Here is a 12,928-nt window from a genome sequence, read left to right as displayed (position 1 = left end):
AGGGCTGCTGGAGGCGGTGGGGGCTGATGGGGTGACGAGCATGGAGGGACTCGAACCCCCGACCCTCAGAACCGGAATCTGATGCTCTATCCAACTGAGCTACATGCCCATGGCACAGGGCCCATGGCCGGGGTTGGAACCCCAGTGGGCCTACCTTAACTGCTCGCCGCTTCAGACCCATCCGGCTGCACCGCCTGGAGCTGCTGCGTTTTCGCAATATCAGTCGGCTGGAGCTGGCCCTGGAGGCCCCCCGGCTGCTGGTAATCGGTGCCAATGGGGAAGGCAAATCCAACCTGCTCGAAGCGGTGGAACTGCTCGGTTGCCTGCGCTCCCACCGCACGGGCAGCGACCGCGACCTGATCCAGCACGGCCAGAGCAGCAGCCAGATTCGGGCCGCCACCGGCGGCGGCGACCGGCTCCAGCTCGACCTGCGCCGCAGTGGCGGGCGGGTGGCCCAACGCAACGGCAAGGCGCTGGAGCGGCAACTCGATTTGCTGGGGTCGCTGCGCTGTGTCGGCTTCAGCGCCCTCGACCTGGAGCTGGTGCGCGGCGAGCCGGCCGGTCGTCGCCAGTGGCTCGACCGGGTGGTGCTGCAGCTGGAGCCCGTCTATGGCGATCTGCTCAGCCGCTACGGACGGCTGCTGCGCCAGCGCAGCCAACTGCTGCGGCGCGGCCTCGGGGGCGGGGAGCTGCAGGCCCTGCTCGACGCCTTCGATCTGCAGATGGCGGTGATCGGCACCCGGCTGCACCGGCGCCGCTCGCGGGCGATCCAGCGCCTGGAGCCCCTGGCCGCCACCTGGCAGGAGCGGCTCAGTGGCGGACGGGAACGGCTGGAGCTGCAGTACCAAAGCGGCACCGTGCTGCCAGGAGAGGAGGCCGAGGAGCCCTGGCGCCAGGCCCTGCTCGAGCAATTGCAGCAACAACGCAGCGAGGAGCTGCGGCTGGGGCAATGCGCGGTGGGGCCGCACCGCGACGAACTGGGCCTGAGCCTGGCGGGCCAACCGGCACGCCGCTACGGCTCGGCAGGGCAGCAACGCACCCTGGTGCTGGCCCTCAAGCTGGCCGAACTGGAGCTGGTGGGCTCGGTGCTGGGGGAACCGCCGCTCCTGCTGCTCGACGACGTGCTGGCCGAGCTCGATCCGGTGCGGCAGCAGCTGCTGCTGGAGGCGGTCGGCAACGGCCACCAGTGCCTGGTGAGCGCCACCCACCTCGGCGCTTTCAGCAACGGCTGGCAGGCGGAGAGCCAGGTGGTGCAGATGCGCGCCGGCGAGCTGGATGGGGACACGCCAACGGTTGTGGTGACGTAGCCACTTTCACCGGCCCCACCACGTATGGTGGTCAGCTTGTGCGGTCGGAATCAATGACCCAGACCCTGCCCTGCCTCCACCCAAACCCGGGATGGACCGAGGCCCCTGCAGCCACCAACCCAGCTGCCCCCCTGCCCCACCAGGTCTCCGATACGGTCGGGAAACACTGCATCCTCGAGCTCTACGGCTGCGACAGCGCCCGTCTCGACGACGAAGCTTTCCTGAGGGACACCATCACCGCAGCAGCGAAGCGTGCCGGTGCCACCCTGCTCAATTTGATTACCCACCGTTTCGAGCCCCAGGGCGTCACGGGGCTGGCTTTGCTAGCCGAATCCCATATCTCGATTCACACCTGGCCCGAATCGGGCTACGCGGCTGTGGACGTGTTCACCTGTGGTGACCACACCATGCCGGAGAGGGCCTGTGCCGTGCTCGCCGAAGAGCTCGCCGCCGGCACCCACAAGCTCACCAGCTTTCGGCGCGAAACGCCGTCGTGCATCGCCGAAAGCCAGCGGGAGCCCCTGCAGGAGCAGCCGTTCACGGCAGCGGTGACGCTCTAAACCCCAGTGCCCGTTGGGCGGCCAGCTCCCGGTTGAGCTTGCCGCTCACGAGCCCCTCGAGATCCACGCCCACGGCCGTGAACCCCAGCTCCAGGAAGGCGGCCACCAGCTCGCCTCTGGGTGTGGGATCGGCCCAAAGGCGCAGGGCCCGGTCGAGTTGGTCGGCGGGCAATTCAATCCGGGCCGTCTGGCCTTGCGAGCGCACCCTCAGCTGGGGCCAGCCGGCGGCCAACAGCCAGGCCTCAGCCGCGGCCACCCGCTGCAGCCGTTCGGCCGTGATCGGTTCGCCGTAGGGGAAGCGCGAGGCCAGGCAGGGCTGGGCGGGCTTGTCCCACCACGGCAACCCCAGAGCCCGCGACAACTGGCGCACACCGGCCTTGTCGAGGCCCACCTCGGCCAGGGGAGAGCGCACACCGAATTCCCGGGCCGCCCGGATCCCGGGCCGGTGATCGCCGAGGTCGTCCGCATTGACACCATCGAGCACCGTGGCGCTCCCTGCCGCCGCCGCGATCGGCGCGAGCAGCCGGTGCAGTTCCCGTTTGCAGGCGTAGCACCGCTCCTCGGGGTTGCTGGCATAGGCCGGATCGGCCAGCTCCGCCGTGGCGATCTCCTGGTGACGGATCCGCAGCCAACCGGCCTGGACGGAGGCCTCCTGGCGCAAGTGGGGGGCCAGGGCCGGCGACACCCCGGTGATCGCCAGGGCCGCCGCACCCCGTTGCTCCACGGCCAGGGCCGCCACCAGGGCGCTGTCGACGCCACCCGAATAGGCCACCACCACCTGGTCGAGGGCCGCCAGCTGCTGACGCAGCGCCGCCAGGGGCGCGGCCAGCGACGGCGGCAACGGTTCCAGCAGGGAGAAGCGCATCAGGCGAACTGGATCAGGCCCCGAATCCTGCCCCGATCCTGGCAACTCCCAACCGGGAAGCGCCGGTAACATCGCCCCATGAGCAGCACCCAGACGCCGCAGCGGGGCACGGGCCGGGGCATCGGCATTCGCACGGCAGCGGGCAGCGACGAGCGGGCCCATGGCCAACTTCACGTCTATGACGGGGATGGCAAGGGCAAGAGCCAGGCCGCCCTGGGGGTGGTGTTGCGCACCATCGGCTTGGGCATCTGCGAGCAGAAACGCACCCGGGTGCTGCTGTTGCGCTTCCTCAAAGGACCGGGCCGGGCCTACGACGAGGATGCGGCCATTGAGGCCCTTCAGCAGGGCTTCCCCCATCTGATCGACCAGGTGCGCACGGGCCGCGGGGAGTTCTTCAGCGCCGAAGAAGCCACCCGCTTCGACCGGCAGGAAGCCCAGCGGGGCTGGGACATCGCCAAGGGGGCCATCGCCAGCGACCTCTATTCGGTGGTGGTGCTCGACGAACTCAATCCCGTGCTGGACCTAGGCCTGCTGGACATCGAGGACGTGGCGCGCACCCTGGCGGCCAAGCCGGCCGGTATGGAAGTGATCTGCACGGGCCGAGGGGCCCCCCGCCAGCTGGTGCAATTGGCCGACCTGCACTCGGAGATGCGGGCCCACCAGGGCCCCGGCGGTCTCGAGGGCGTGGAGATTTACACGGGGGAGGGCAAGGGCAAATCCACCAGCGCCCTGGGCAAGGGTCTGCAGGCCATCGGCAGGGGCATCTCCCAGGACAAAAGCCACCGGGTGCTGATCCTGCAATGGCTGAAAGGCGGAGCGGGCTACACCGAAGACGCGGCGATCGCGGCGCTGCGCGAGAGCTATCCCCACCTGGTGGATCACCTGCGTTCCGGCCGCGATGCGATCGTCTGGCGCGGCCAGCAGCAGCCCATCGACTACGTGGAGGCGGAACGGGCCTGGGAAATCGCCCGGGCGGCCATCTCCAGCGGCCTCTACAAAACCGTGATCCTCGACGAGATCAACCCCACAGTGGATCTGGAACTGCTGCCGGTGGAGCCGATCGTGCAGACCCTGCTGCGCAAGCCGGCCGAAACCGAGGTGATCCTCACCGGCCGCTGCAAGAACCGACCCGCCTACTTCGACCTGGCCTCAGTGCACTCCGAGATGGTGTGCCACAAGCACTACGCCGAGCGGGGTGTGGACCTCAAACGCGGCGTCGATTACTGAAGCGGGGCCAAAGCTGGAGGCCCCTGGGGAGGGTCTGGCTCAGTAACGCGGCACGCTCGGATCCACCTCCTGGCTCCAGGCATCGATGCCGCCGGCCACGTTGATGCCCTCGATTCCGGCCCGCTTGAGGGCGATCAGGGCCTTGGCGCTGCGGCCGCCCAGCTTGCAGTGCACGTAGAGCGTCTTGCCGGCCGCCAGCTGCTGGATGCGTTCCACGGCCGTGCCGTTCTCAATCTGGTCGAGGGGGATCAGCTCGGCACCCGGGATCACGCCAATCTCGGCTTCGGGGGGGTTGCGCACATCGATCAGCACCAGGCCACTGGTGTCGCCATCGAGCAGCACCTTGAGCTCGCGCACGCTGATGCTCTCCACCGCGCCGGCCTCCTCCTGGCCAGGGGCGCTACCGCCGACGCCGCAAAACTCTTGATAGTCAATCAGTTTGTCGATCACGGGCCGCTCGGGATTGGGCCGCAGCTTGAGCTCCCGGAACTTCATGCCCAGAGCATCGAACAACAGCAGGCGGCCGCTGAGGGTGGTGCCGATGCCGGTGATGATCTTCACCGCCTCGGTGGCCTGGATCACCCCGATGATCCCGGGCAGCACGCCCACCACGCCGCCCTCGGCGCAGGAGGGCACCATGCCCGGCGGCGGGGGCTCGGGGAACAGGTCGCGGTAGTTGGGGCTTTCGGCATCCAGGTTGAAGACGGTGGCCTGGCCCTCAAACCGGAAGATCGAGCCGTACACATTGGGCTTGCCCAGCAGCACGCAGGCGTCGTTCACCAGGTAGCGGGTGGGGAAGTTGTCCGTGCCGTCGCAGACGAGGTCGTACGGCCGGATGATCTCCAGGGCGTTGTCACTGGTGAGCGCCGTTTCATAGAGATCCACCTGACAGTGGGGGTTGATCTCGAGGATGCGCGCCTTAGCCGATTCGATCTTGGGCTTGCCCACCCAGCTGGTGCCGTGGATCACCTGCCGCTGCAGGTTGGAGTGGTCCACCACATCGAAATCGACGATGCCGATGCGGCCCACGCCGGCGGCGGCGAGATACAGCAGCAGGGGCGAACCCAGACCGCCCGTGCCCACACACAGCACGGAGGCCGCCTTGAGCCGCTTCTGCCCCTCCATGCCCACCTCGGGCAGGATCAGGTGCCTGGCAAAACGGGCCACCTCATCGGGGCTGAGCTGAACGCCGCTGGTATCGGGAGGAAGCATGGCCGCTGGGATCAGCTCTCCATTGTCCATGGCAGGCGCTGCGGCCGGGCGGGCGACTCCGGGATCCACCAGCCAACCAGGGGCGGGGCCGGATCCGGCTCCTGGTCTTGACGGCCAGCGCCGAGGATCACCATTAACGCCGGCGACACAGTGAGATGGCGGTCGCTGGCGGAGGGCACGGCCCCGCTGGTGGGGTGGCTGTGGGCCGAGCCCAACAGCTCCATCCCCCGCTGACGCCCCCACTTCTGAGCCAGCAACTGCTCACGGGGATCAATGGCGAAGTGCCGGCAGCGTTCATCCGGCACCGGCCAGACGTTGCAGCAGGGCCAAACCCAATCCAGACGCCAGACATCCCCGAGCCGCTCACCGAGCACCAGGGCACAGCCTTCTCGGGGCCCAGCACACTCGAGGATCTGGCGCAGAACGGTGAGCAGGCGGTGACCTGCCCTGAGCTGCACTGGCGGTTGGCGGGACACACCGATACCTTATGAAGCAATCCAAGCCCCCGCCCTCAATCCGGTCCATGAGCGATACCACCACCGACACGGCTGAGCAGGGCACTGCCACTGAACCTGCCACTGGAGTGGAAGCCGGTGCGACCTCCGGGCAAGCCGACGTCAGCTTCAGCGAGCGCTACAGCGACATTCTCGCCAAGGTGAACTCCACCCTCGACCAGGTGGATTGGAGCCAGATGGGCCGGATCGGCAAGGCCACCGGCGTAATCGTGGCCGTGATCGTGGCCCAGATCCTGATCAAGGGCGTTCTGGACACCATCAACCTGCTGCCCGTGGTCCCCGGCCTGCTGGAACTGCTGGGTCTGGTGGTTGTGGGCCAGTGGAGCTGGCAGAACCTCACCACCAGTGAGAAGCGCGGTGCCGTGGTGGCGAAGGTCCAAAACCTGCGCAAGGAATACCTGGGCTAGGCCAGCAGCGCGTTGATCGAGGCCTGGGCCTGACGGTGGTAGTCGCCTCCGAACAGGTTGGCGTGGTTGAGCAGGTGATACAGGTTGTAGAGGGCAACCCGCTCCGCTGCCCCGGGCTCCAAGGGCCATGCCGCGGCATAGCCCTCAAAAAAGGCCGGTGGGAATCCGCCGAACAGCTGGGCCATCGCCAGATCCACCTCCCGATCCCCCCAGTAGCAAGCGGGATCAAAGATCGCAGTGGCTCCGTCTGCCAATAGGCCGGCATTGCCGCTCCAGAGATCCCCGTGAACGAGCGCCGGCTGGCAGCGGTGGCCAGCCAACCAGTGGGGCAGCCGCTCCAGCAGAGCCTGCCCCCCTCGCAGGGGCTGGCCCCGCCTGGCCGCCCAAGCCAGCTGGGGGGCCAGGCGGCAGTCGGCGAAGAACGGCGCCCAGTCCTGGCGCCAGCTGTTGGTCTGGGGGGCGGAGCCGAGAAAGTTGTCGGCCGCCCAGCCATAGCCCTCGGTCGGGGCATGGACGGCGCTGGAGCGGTGCAACGCGGCCAGTCCTTGACCGAGCCGGAACCAGGCCTGCCGAGCAGCGACACCCCCAAGCCGGCCACCCAAGTTGAGCCAGCCCAGCACCAGCACGGCCTGCTCACCCGCCACGCCCCAGGCCAGGGGCTCGGGAATCACCAGACCCGGAGGGGCATGGGACGCCAGGGCCCGCAGCCCCAGCACCTCCGCCTCCAGCAAGGGGAGTTGGGCGGCGGTGTTGGTCTTGGCAAAGGCCAGTCCACCGCCGGCGAGCTCGAGGCGCCAGGCCCGATGGATGCAGCCCCCGCCCACCGGCGACCAGCCCACCAGGCCCTGGCCCAGATGGTGTTGCAACCAGTGGACGAGGCACTCGGGAGGGTCAGGAGCCATGGCGCGGGCCGCTCAGGCGCCTGCCAGCATGCCGGGATGGAGGAACACGGCGATGTGGTGGTGGTGGGAGCGGGCATCGCCGGCCTCACCGCCGCGGCCCTGCTCGCCAAAGCAGGCCTGCAGGTGCAGCTGCTGGAAGCCCACCACCAGAGCGGCGGCTGCGCCGGCACCTTCCGCCGCGGGCCTTACACCTTTGATGTGGGAGCCACCCAGGTGGCGGGGCTGGAGCCCGGCGGCATCCATGCCCGGATCTTCCACCATCTGGGGGTGGAGGCACCCCTGGCCAGCCCGCTCGATCCAGGCTGCGTGGTGGATCTGGGCGATGGCAGCCCTCCGGTGCAACTCTGGCGCGACCCCCAGCGCTGGCAGGCGGAACGGCGCGCCCAGTTCCCCGGCAGTGAACGCTTCTGGCAGCTGTGTGCAGCCCTGCACCGGGCCAACTGGGCCTTCGCCGCCAGGGATCCGGTGCTGCCCCCCCGCCATCCCTGGGATCTGGCCCAGCTGATCGGGGCCCTGGGCCCGGCCAACCTGGTCAGCGGGGTGTTGGTGGGCTCCACCATCGCCGATCTGTTGCAACTCTGCGGCGCCGCGGGCGATCCCCGACTGCGGCGCTTCCTCGACCTTCAGCTGAAGCTGTACTCCCAGGAACCCGCCGACCGCACCGCCGCCCTCTACGGCGCCACCGTGCTGGCCATGGCCCAGGAGCCCCTGGGGCTGTTTCATCTGCAGGGCTCGATGCAGAGCCTGGCCAGTGCGCTCGAGCGAGGGCTGCACCAGGCCGGCGGCCAGTTGCTAACCCGCCACCGGGTCACCGCCCTGCATCGGGAGCCTGGACCCGCTGGAGCGGGAGCTCCTGGCTGGCGGGTGGAGGGCATCGGCCCCGGTGATCGGGCCTTTGCCGTGCACGGCCGCGACGTGGTGCTGGCCCTGCCCCCCCAGAGCCTGCCCAGCCTGCTGGGGCCCGCCATGCCCAAGCGCTACCGGCGGCGGCTGAACGCCTTGAACGAACCCTCCGGCGCCCTGGTGCTGTACGGGGCCGTGGCCCGCCGCGACCTGCCGCCCCAATGCCCCGCCCACCTGCAACGGGCCTGGGACGAACCGGGTTCCCTGTTCGTGTCCGTGAGCCGGGACGGGGATGGCCGGGCACCCCACGGCGAAGCCACCGTGATCGCCAGTGTGTTCACCGAGGCCAAGCCCTGGTTCGGTCTCAGCCCGGAGGCCTATGCCTCCCGCAAGGCCAGCGTGCAGGCCGGCATGGAACGGGGGCTGCGCACCATGCTGCAGCTGCCAGAGCACCCCTGGCTCCATTGCGAAACCGCCACCCCCCGGGGGTTTGAACGCTGGACCGGCCGGCCCTTCGGCTACGTGGGCGGCCAGGGACAACACCCGAGCCGGTTCGGCCCCTTCGGCCTGGCCAGCCGCACTCCCATCCCTGGGCTGTGGATCTGCGGTGATGGGATCTACCCCGGGGAGGGCACCGCCGGGGTCAGCCTCTCGGCCCTGATGGCCAGCCGTCAGGTGCTGGCTGCCCGCGGACGGGCCCTGGAGCTGGCCTAGAGGAACTCGGGCCTCAGCTCCTGGCAAGCCTGGAGGGTCTGCTGGAGAGCAGCCCAGTCCGAGTGCTGAATCTGGACCTCGAGCTGGTCGAGGGCCCGGCGGTACTCGGCCACTGCCGCCAGCACGGCGGAACGGTTGCAGCGGGCCATCAGGGTGCCGAGCTCCGGATTGCCCCCACCGACCCGGGTGGTGTCGGCAAAGCCACTCGAGGCCAGCCGACGCCTCAGGGCGGGATCGCCTTCGGCCCCGGCGGCAGCCTGCACCAGGGCCGCACCCACCAGCACCGGCAAATGGGAGATCAGCGCCACGGCCTGGTCATGGGCCTGCGGCTCGCAGCAGAGCCAGGCGGCGCCCACGGCCTCGGCCAGACCCCGCACCGCCTGCAGGGCCCCAGGATCGGTCCCGGAGTCGGGAGTCGCCACCCAGGGCCTGCCTAGAAACAGCCCCCGCTGGCCGGCATCCACCCCGGCCTGGGCGGTGCCAGCCATCGGATGGCTGGCCACAAAGCGCGGCACCAGGCCCGACCAGCAGGCCAGCACCGGGGCCTTCACCGAACCCACGTCCGTCACCACCGCCTGCGGCGGCAGGGCCGCCACCAACTCGGCAGCTGGGGCCAGCAAACGATCGAGGGGCAGGGCCAACACCACCAATCCACAGGGGGCCAGCACACCGGGGTCGGTGCTGACTGCACTGGCCAGTCCCCGCTGGCGGGCCCGCTCGGCGGTGGCCTCGCGGTGCACCAGGGCGCGCACCTCCACGCCGAGGTGCTGCAGATCCAGGCCCAGGGAGCCCCCGATCAGGCCAAGACCCACGATCCCCACGGGCCGCTGGCACCACGGGGCCGTCGGGTCGAAGCCAGGCACAGGACCATCAGACGCCGGGGGCGAGGGCACGGGCACGGACGTCATCGGGGCAAAGGAGCCATGCAGCCAGCTTCCTACGATTTGGGTCCGTTGGAGGCCTGGGAATGCTCGAAGCCCGCGCCCACCAGCAACTCAAGGCCCTGCTGGAGCGCGAAGGCGGCGAACCCTGGCCCCACCACCTGAGCCTCAGCCGGCTGGTGGCCCGCAGCCTGCGCCGCAGCGACCACACCCTGGTACGGCTGGCACCGGGCTGTGAACCGAGCTGGTGGATCAGCCTGCTGGTGCCCCTGGCCCTGAGCGAATGCCCGCTGGCTTTGGTGGTGAGCGAAGCCCAGCGGCAACGGCTGCTGCAGGTGGAACTCCCCCGGCTGGGACGGGCCGACCCGAGCCTGGCCTTGCCCTGCTTCGAAGGTGACCATCCGCCGAGCAATGCCCGCGTCTGGCTGCTCAACCATCGCCAGCTGGTGGGGGCCTGGCAGCAGAGAACCCTGGGGGAGCGGCAGCTGGTGATCCCGGAAGCGGAACACCTCGATGCCCTGCTGCGCCAGGCGCTGGAGGTGGTGGTCACGCCCCAGCACTGGGACCAGTTGCGCCGGGCCCAGCCCGCGGCGGAGGCCAGCCTGCTGGCGTTGCACGAGCGGCTCAGCCGCCAGGTGCTGAGCCATCCCCGCAACCCCAACCACCTGGTCGGCCTCGCCCCGGAAGACGAGGCGCCCCTGCGGCACCTGCTCCAGCTGCTGAGCCCCCTGCCCGCCCCCTGGCCGGCCTGGCTGGCCGCCCAGGGAGACGGCTGGACCAGCTGGGCCCGGGTGAATGCCGAGATGCTGCAGTGGCAACTGCACCGCCAACCCCTGGAGCCGCTGGGGGTGTTGCGCGGCCTGCTGGAGCAGCGGGGGGCCGTGGTCCTGGGCCAGCTGGCCAGTGCCCGGGCCGCCGCCGGCCAGCCCCAACCCGCCCTGGAGCTGGGCTTCGAGCCGGATGTGAGCGTGGCCCTGGGGGATCCCCCCCTGGCCGATCCCCTGCCGCTCTATGCCCCGCTGCGCCAACCGCTGCCGAACAGCCCCCACTACGGCCAACACCTCCTGGAGCAGGGCAGGCGACTGGTGCTGGGCCAGACCGGGCTCACGGTGGTGCTGCTCGATGACGATGGATTGCGCCTGGGACTCACCAGCGCGCTGGCAGCGGAATTTGGCAGCCGGGTGGTGCACGAGAGCACCGCGCCGGAGGGCAATGGCGTCATTTGCGCACGCTGGGATTGGTGGCTCACCCAGCAGCAGCGGCTCCCCTTGCCCAGCCAGATCGTGGTGGGCCTGCTGCCGATCGCCAGCCTGGAGGATCCCCTCACGGCGGCCAGGGTTCTGGCCCTCCGCCAAGGGGGGCGTGACTGGTTTCGGGAGTGCCTCCTTCCCGATGGGCTGACTCGCCTACAACTGGGGGTGGCTGGCCTGAGGCGCCAGGGGGGACGGCTCGCGGTCCTGGACGGTCGTCTGCGGGGCCGGAGCTGGGGTCAGCAGGTGCTCCATGCCCTCGAACCCTGGGTGAGCCTCAGCCGCTTGCTGCCTCATTAGCGTGGGGTTCTCACGCACCACACGAGCCACCGAGGAGATGGGGGAAGCCAAGCGACGCAGCATTCAGGGACTGCCGCCCAAAGCGATCAAGCCAGAGCGCCGCGACAAGGCCGACACCTCTCCGCGCATCGCCCCCTGGCTGCCTCTGACCCGCAACCAGGCGGATCGCTTTGTCGCCCTCACCACCAAAGGGGCCTGGGTGGGCATTGGCGCCCTGGTGCTCTTCTGGCTCACGGTGCGCTTTATCGGACCCGCCGCCGGCTGGTGGACCCTGTCCGACGGTTGAGTCGCCGAAACCTGAAGAAAATATTATGATCGGCGGGATTCCGGGGTGCCGCCGTGTTTCCGCGTCTTGCCGAGCAATACCGATCGGTGGTTCACGACCTGGTGATGAGCCTCCAGGCCCTGGCCAAAAGCCTGCAAGACCGGAACATCGCCGCCACCTGCTACATCTGCGGCGACGGCCGCGACGGTCACGGCGCCTCCTTCGTGGCCAACCTGGATGCCAACCACATGGTTCGGTTTCTGGTGTCTGATTTCGGCATCAGCTGGGTGGAGTCCCGGGACGGCCATGAACTGGTGAAACTGGAGGGAGCCGAAGCCATCCAGGAACTGCAGCGGGTGGCCCAGGTGCTCCAGAGCCCAGCCGCCTCCCCCAAGCCCCGGGGCGAGGCATCCCTCTCCCCGACGGCCCGGCCCAAGGGAGCCTTCACCCGGCCCTGAGCCCGGGCCTCGCTGGCGGCTGCCGATTCAGCTCGCCACCGGCAGATCCTCCACCGCATCAGCGGCCGAGTCAGCCAGCGCAGCCGTACTGACAGCGGCCTTGGCCGCCGCGGCCAGCGGCTTCATCGAGTTGGCCGTCACCTCGGAGCCCTCCTTGAGCTTCTGGCGCGTGAGTTGCTCAATCACCTCCGCCTGCTCCGGGTTCTGCTCCAACCAGACGATCGTGTTGTCCCGGCCCTGACCGATGTTGTCGCCCTCGTAGCTGTACCAGGCGCCCTTGCGGACCACCACGCCGGTTTCCTCGGCCAGGTCGAGCAGACAGCCCAGGGTGCTGATGCCACGGCCGAACAGGATGTCGAACTCCGCGATGCGGAAGGGTGGGGCCACCTTGTTCTTGGCCACTTTCACCTTGGCCCGGATGCCGTATTCCTCCGTACCGCGCTTGAGGGTCTGGATCCGGCGAATGTCGAGACGCACCGAGGCATAGAACTTGAGGGCGTTGCCACCGGTGGTGGTTTCCGGGTTGCCGTAGACGACGCCGATCTTCTGCCGCAGCTGGTTCAGGAAGATCACAGTGCAGCCGGACTTGCCGATGTTGCCGGTGATCTTCCGCATCGCCTGGCTCATCAGCCGGGCCTGGCTCCCCACCGCCAGGTCGCCCATCTCACCCTCGATCTCGGCCCGGGGCGTCAGGGCTGCCACCGAGTCGACCACGACGATGTCGACAGCGGCGGAACGCACCAACTGGTCCACGATCTCCAGGGCCATCTCCCCGGTGTCGGGCTGGGACACCAGCAGATTTTCGATGTCGACGCCGAGGGAGGCCGCATAGACGGGATCCAGGGCATGCTCGGCATCGACAAAAGCCGCCACGCCACCGCGCTTTTGCACCTCGGCAATGGCGTGCAGGGTGAGGGTGGTCTTACCAGAGCTCTCCGGGCCGTAGACCTCCACCACGCGCCCCTTGGGGTAGCCGCCACCGAGCGCCAGGTCGAGGGTGAGGGCACCGGTGGACACGGTTTCCACCCGCATGCGGGAGGCATCCCCCAGGCGCATGATCGATCCCTTGCCGAAGTTGCGCTCGATCTGGTTGAGCACCAGCCCCAGCGCCTTGTCACGCTCGGCGGAGGCCCGAGCATCCGCCGCCGCAGACGAACCGGCGGCGGGGGTGCGGGGAGCGGAAGGAGAAGGAGACACGGAAGAACGGGCGGTGGAAGTGGTG

Annotated in this window: 14 protein-coding genes and 1 tRNA gene; 8 read left to right on the top strand and 7 right to left on the bottom strand. The window is 69.3% G+C overall.

Annotation, left to right across the window (positions count from 1 at the left end):
• Nucleotides 1-35 precede the first annotated feature (35 nt).
• A tRNA-Arg gene (locus tag KBY71_RS03745) sits at nt 36-109 on the bottom strand.
• A gap of 70 nt (nt 110-179) precedes the next feature.
• On the opposite strand from KBY71_RS03745, the gene recF reads away from it, so the two are divergent.
• Together recF and speD are read left to right on the top strand one after the other, a co-directional pair.
• Entirely contained in the window at nt 180-1,307 is a 1,128-nt protein-coding gene (recF, locus tag KBY71_RS03740; protein ID WP_396095066.1) for a DNA replication/repair protein RecF, read from the top strand.
• Between the two features lie 53 nt (nt 1,308-1,360).
• Nucleotides 1,361-1,867, top strand: coding sequence for an adenosylmethionine decarboxylase (gene speD, locus KBY71_RS03735; RefSeq protein ID WP_254927627.1), 507 nt, complete (start codon nt 1,361-1,363; stop codon nt 1,865-1,867).
• Here speD and larE read toward each other — a convergent pair.
• Nucleotides 1,845-2,732 (bottom strand): ATP-dependent sacrificial sulfur transferase LarE, encoded by an 888-nt coding sequence (gene larE / locus KBY71_RS03730; protein ID WP_254927626.1) that lies wholly within the window; start codon nt 2,730-2,732, stop codon nt 1,845-1,847. The two genes, speD and larE, sit on opposite strands and share 23 nt — an antisense overlap.
• Before the next feature lie 78 nt (nt 2,733-2,810).
• Here larE and KBY71_RS03725 point away from each other — a divergent pair, with 78 nt between their 5' ends.
• The gene (locus KBY71_RS03725) at nt 2,811-3,959 is read left to right on the top strand and encodes a cob(I)yrinic acid a,c-diamide adenosyltransferase (protein ID WP_190388813.1); all 1,149 of its coding nucleotides are present in this window, start codon (nt 2,811-2,813) and stop codon (nt 3,957-3,959) included.
• Between the two features lie 39 nt (nt 3,960-3,998).
• Here the strand turns inward: KBY71_RS03725 and moeB are convergent, their stop codons facing one another.
• Both moeB and KBY71_RS03715 read right to left on the bottom strand, forming a co-directional pair.
• The gene (gene moeB / locus KBY71_RS03720) at nt 3,999-5,171 is read right to left on the bottom strand and encodes a molybdopterin-synthase adenylyltransferase MoeB (protein ID WP_254927625.1); all 1,173 of its coding nucleotides are present in this window, start codon (nt 5,169-5,171) and stop codon (nt 3,999-4,001) included.
• Between the two features lie 11 nt (nt 5,172-5,182).
• On the bottom strand, nt 5,183-5,647 hold the full coding sequence (locus tag KBY71_RS03715; protein ID WP_254927624.1) for a M67 family metallopeptidase: 465 nt from the start codon (nt 5,645-5,647) through the stop codon (nt 5,183-5,185).
• Nucleotides 5,648-5,694: 47 nt separating this feature from the next.
• On the opposite strand from KBY71_RS03715, the gene KBY71_RS03710 reads away from it, so the two are divergent.
• The gene (locus KBY71_RS03710) at nt 5,695-6,093 is read left to right on the top strand and encodes a CAAD domain-containing protein (RefSeq protein ID WP_254927623.1); all 399 of its coding nucleotides are present in this window, start codon (nt 5,695-5,697) and stop codon (nt 6,091-6,093) included.
• Here the strand turns inward: KBY71_RS03710 and KBY71_RS03705 are convergent.
• On the bottom strand, nt 6,090-6,995 hold the full coding sequence (locus KBY71_RS03705) for a fructosamine kinase family protein (RefSeq protein ID WP_254927622.1): 906 nt from the start codon (nt 6,993-6,995) through the stop codon (nt 6,090-6,092). The two genes, KBY71_RS03710 and KBY71_RS03705, sit on opposite strands and share 4 nt — an antisense overlap.
• A gap of 36 nt (nt 6,996-7,031) precedes the next feature.
• Here KBY71_RS03705 and crtD point away from each other — a divergent pair, with 36 nt between their 5' ends.
• Nucleotides 7,032-8,552: a C-3',4' desaturase CrtD gene (crtD, locus tag KBY71_RS03700; protein ID WP_254927621.1), complete on the top strand. Its 1,521-nt coding sequence runs from the start codon at nt 7,032-7,034 to the stop codon at nt 8,550-8,552.
• Here the strand turns inward: crtD and KBY71_RS03695 are convergent.
• On the bottom strand, nt 8,549-9,460 hold the full coding sequence (locus tag KBY71_RS03695) for a prephenate/arogenate dehydrogenase (RefSeq protein ID WP_254927620.1): 912 nt from the start codon (nt 9,458-9,460) through the stop codon (nt 8,549-8,551). The two genes, crtD and KBY71_RS03695, sit on opposite strands and share 4 nt — an antisense overlap.
• A 59-nt stretch (nt 9,461-9,519) precedes the next feature.
• Between KBY71_RS03695 and KBY71_RS03690 the strand changes: the two genes are divergently transcribed.
• The 3 genes from KBY71_RS03690 to KBY71_RS03680 are packed head-to-tail and all read left to right on the top strand — an operon-like array spanning nt 9,520 to nt 11,706.
• Nucleotides 9,520-10,983 carry a helicase gene (locus KBY71_RS03690; RefSeq protein ID WP_254927619.1) on the top strand — a complete coding sequence of 488 codons (1,464 nt, stop codon included), beginning with the start codon at nt 9,520-9,522 and terminating at the stop codon, nt 10,981-10,983.
• Between the two features lie 37 nt (nt 10,984-11,020).
• A complete protein-coding gene (locus KBY71_RS03685) occupies nt 11,021-11,269 on the top strand; it encodes a DUF2839 domain-containing protein (RefSeq protein ID WP_254927655.1) in 249 nt (82 codons plus the stop codon).
• A gap of 53 nt (nt 11,270-11,322) precedes the next feature.
• Nucleotides 11,323-11,706, top strand: a complete 384-nt coding sequence (locus tag KBY71_RS03680; protein ID WP_254927618.1) for a DUF1815 family protein — start codon at nt 11,323-11,325, stop codon at nt 11,704-11,706.
• 27 nt (nt 11,707-11,733) lie between these two features.
• Here the strand turns inward: KBY71_RS03680 and recA are convergent, their stop codons facing one another.
• On the bottom strand, nt 11,734-12,903 hold the full coding sequence (gene recA, locus KBY71_RS03675) for a recombinase RecA (RefSeq protein WP_254927617.1): 1,170 nt from the start codon (nt 12,901-12,903) through the stop codon (nt 11,734-11,736).
• Between the last annotated feature and the right edge of the window lie 25 nt (nt 12,904-12,928).

The sequence above is a fragment of the Cyanobium sp. T1B-Tous genome, from assembly GCF_024345475.1.
Classification (GTDB): Bacteria; Cyanobacteriota; Cyanobacteriia; order PCC-6307; family Cyanobiaceae; genus Cyanobium_A.
This window is presented reverse-complemented; position numbering and strand designations above follow the sequence as displayed.

Bases quoted from the DNA above. Each gene is read 5' to 3' on its own strand.
- speD (WP_254927627.1), top strand. From the start codon at position 1,361: ATGACCCAGACCCTGCCCTGCCTCCACCCAAACCCGGGATGGACCGAG.
- larE (WP_254927626.1), bottom strand. From the start codon at position 2,732: ATGCGCTTCTCCCTGCTGGAACCGTTGCCGCCGTCGCTGGCCGCGCCC.
- KBY71_RS03725 (WP_190388813.1), top strand. From the start codon at position 2,811: ATGAGCAGCACCCAGACGCCGCAGCGGGGCACGGGCCGGGGCATCGGC.
- moeB (WP_254927625.1), bottom strand. From the start codon at position 5,171: ATGCTTCCTCCCGATACCAGCGGCGTTCAGCTCAGCCCCGATGAGGTG.
- KBY71_RS03710 (WP_254927623.1), top strand. From the start codon at position 5,695: ATGAGCGATACCACCACCGACACGGCTGAGCAGGGCACTGCCACTGAA.
- KBY71_RS03705 (WP_254927622.1), bottom strand. From the start codon at position 6,995: ATGGCTCCTGACCCTCCCGAGTGCCTCGTCCACTGGTTGCAACACCAT.
- crtD (WP_254927621.1), top strand. From the start codon at position 7,032: ATGGAGGAACACGGCGATGTGGTGGTGGTGGGAGCGGGCATCGCCGGC.
- KBY71_RS03695 (WP_254927620.1), bottom strand. From the start codon at position 9,460: ATGACGTCCGTGCCCGTGCCCTCGCCCCCGGCGTCTGATGGTCCTGTG.
- KBY71_RS03690 (WP_254927619.1), top strand. From the start codon at position 9,520: ATGCTCGAAGCCCGCGCCCACCAGCAACTCAAGGCCCTGCTGGAGCGC.
- KBY71_RS03685 (WP_254927655.1), top strand. From the start codon at position 11,021: ATGGGGGAAGCCAAGCGACGCAGCATTCAGGGACTGCCGCCCAAAGCG.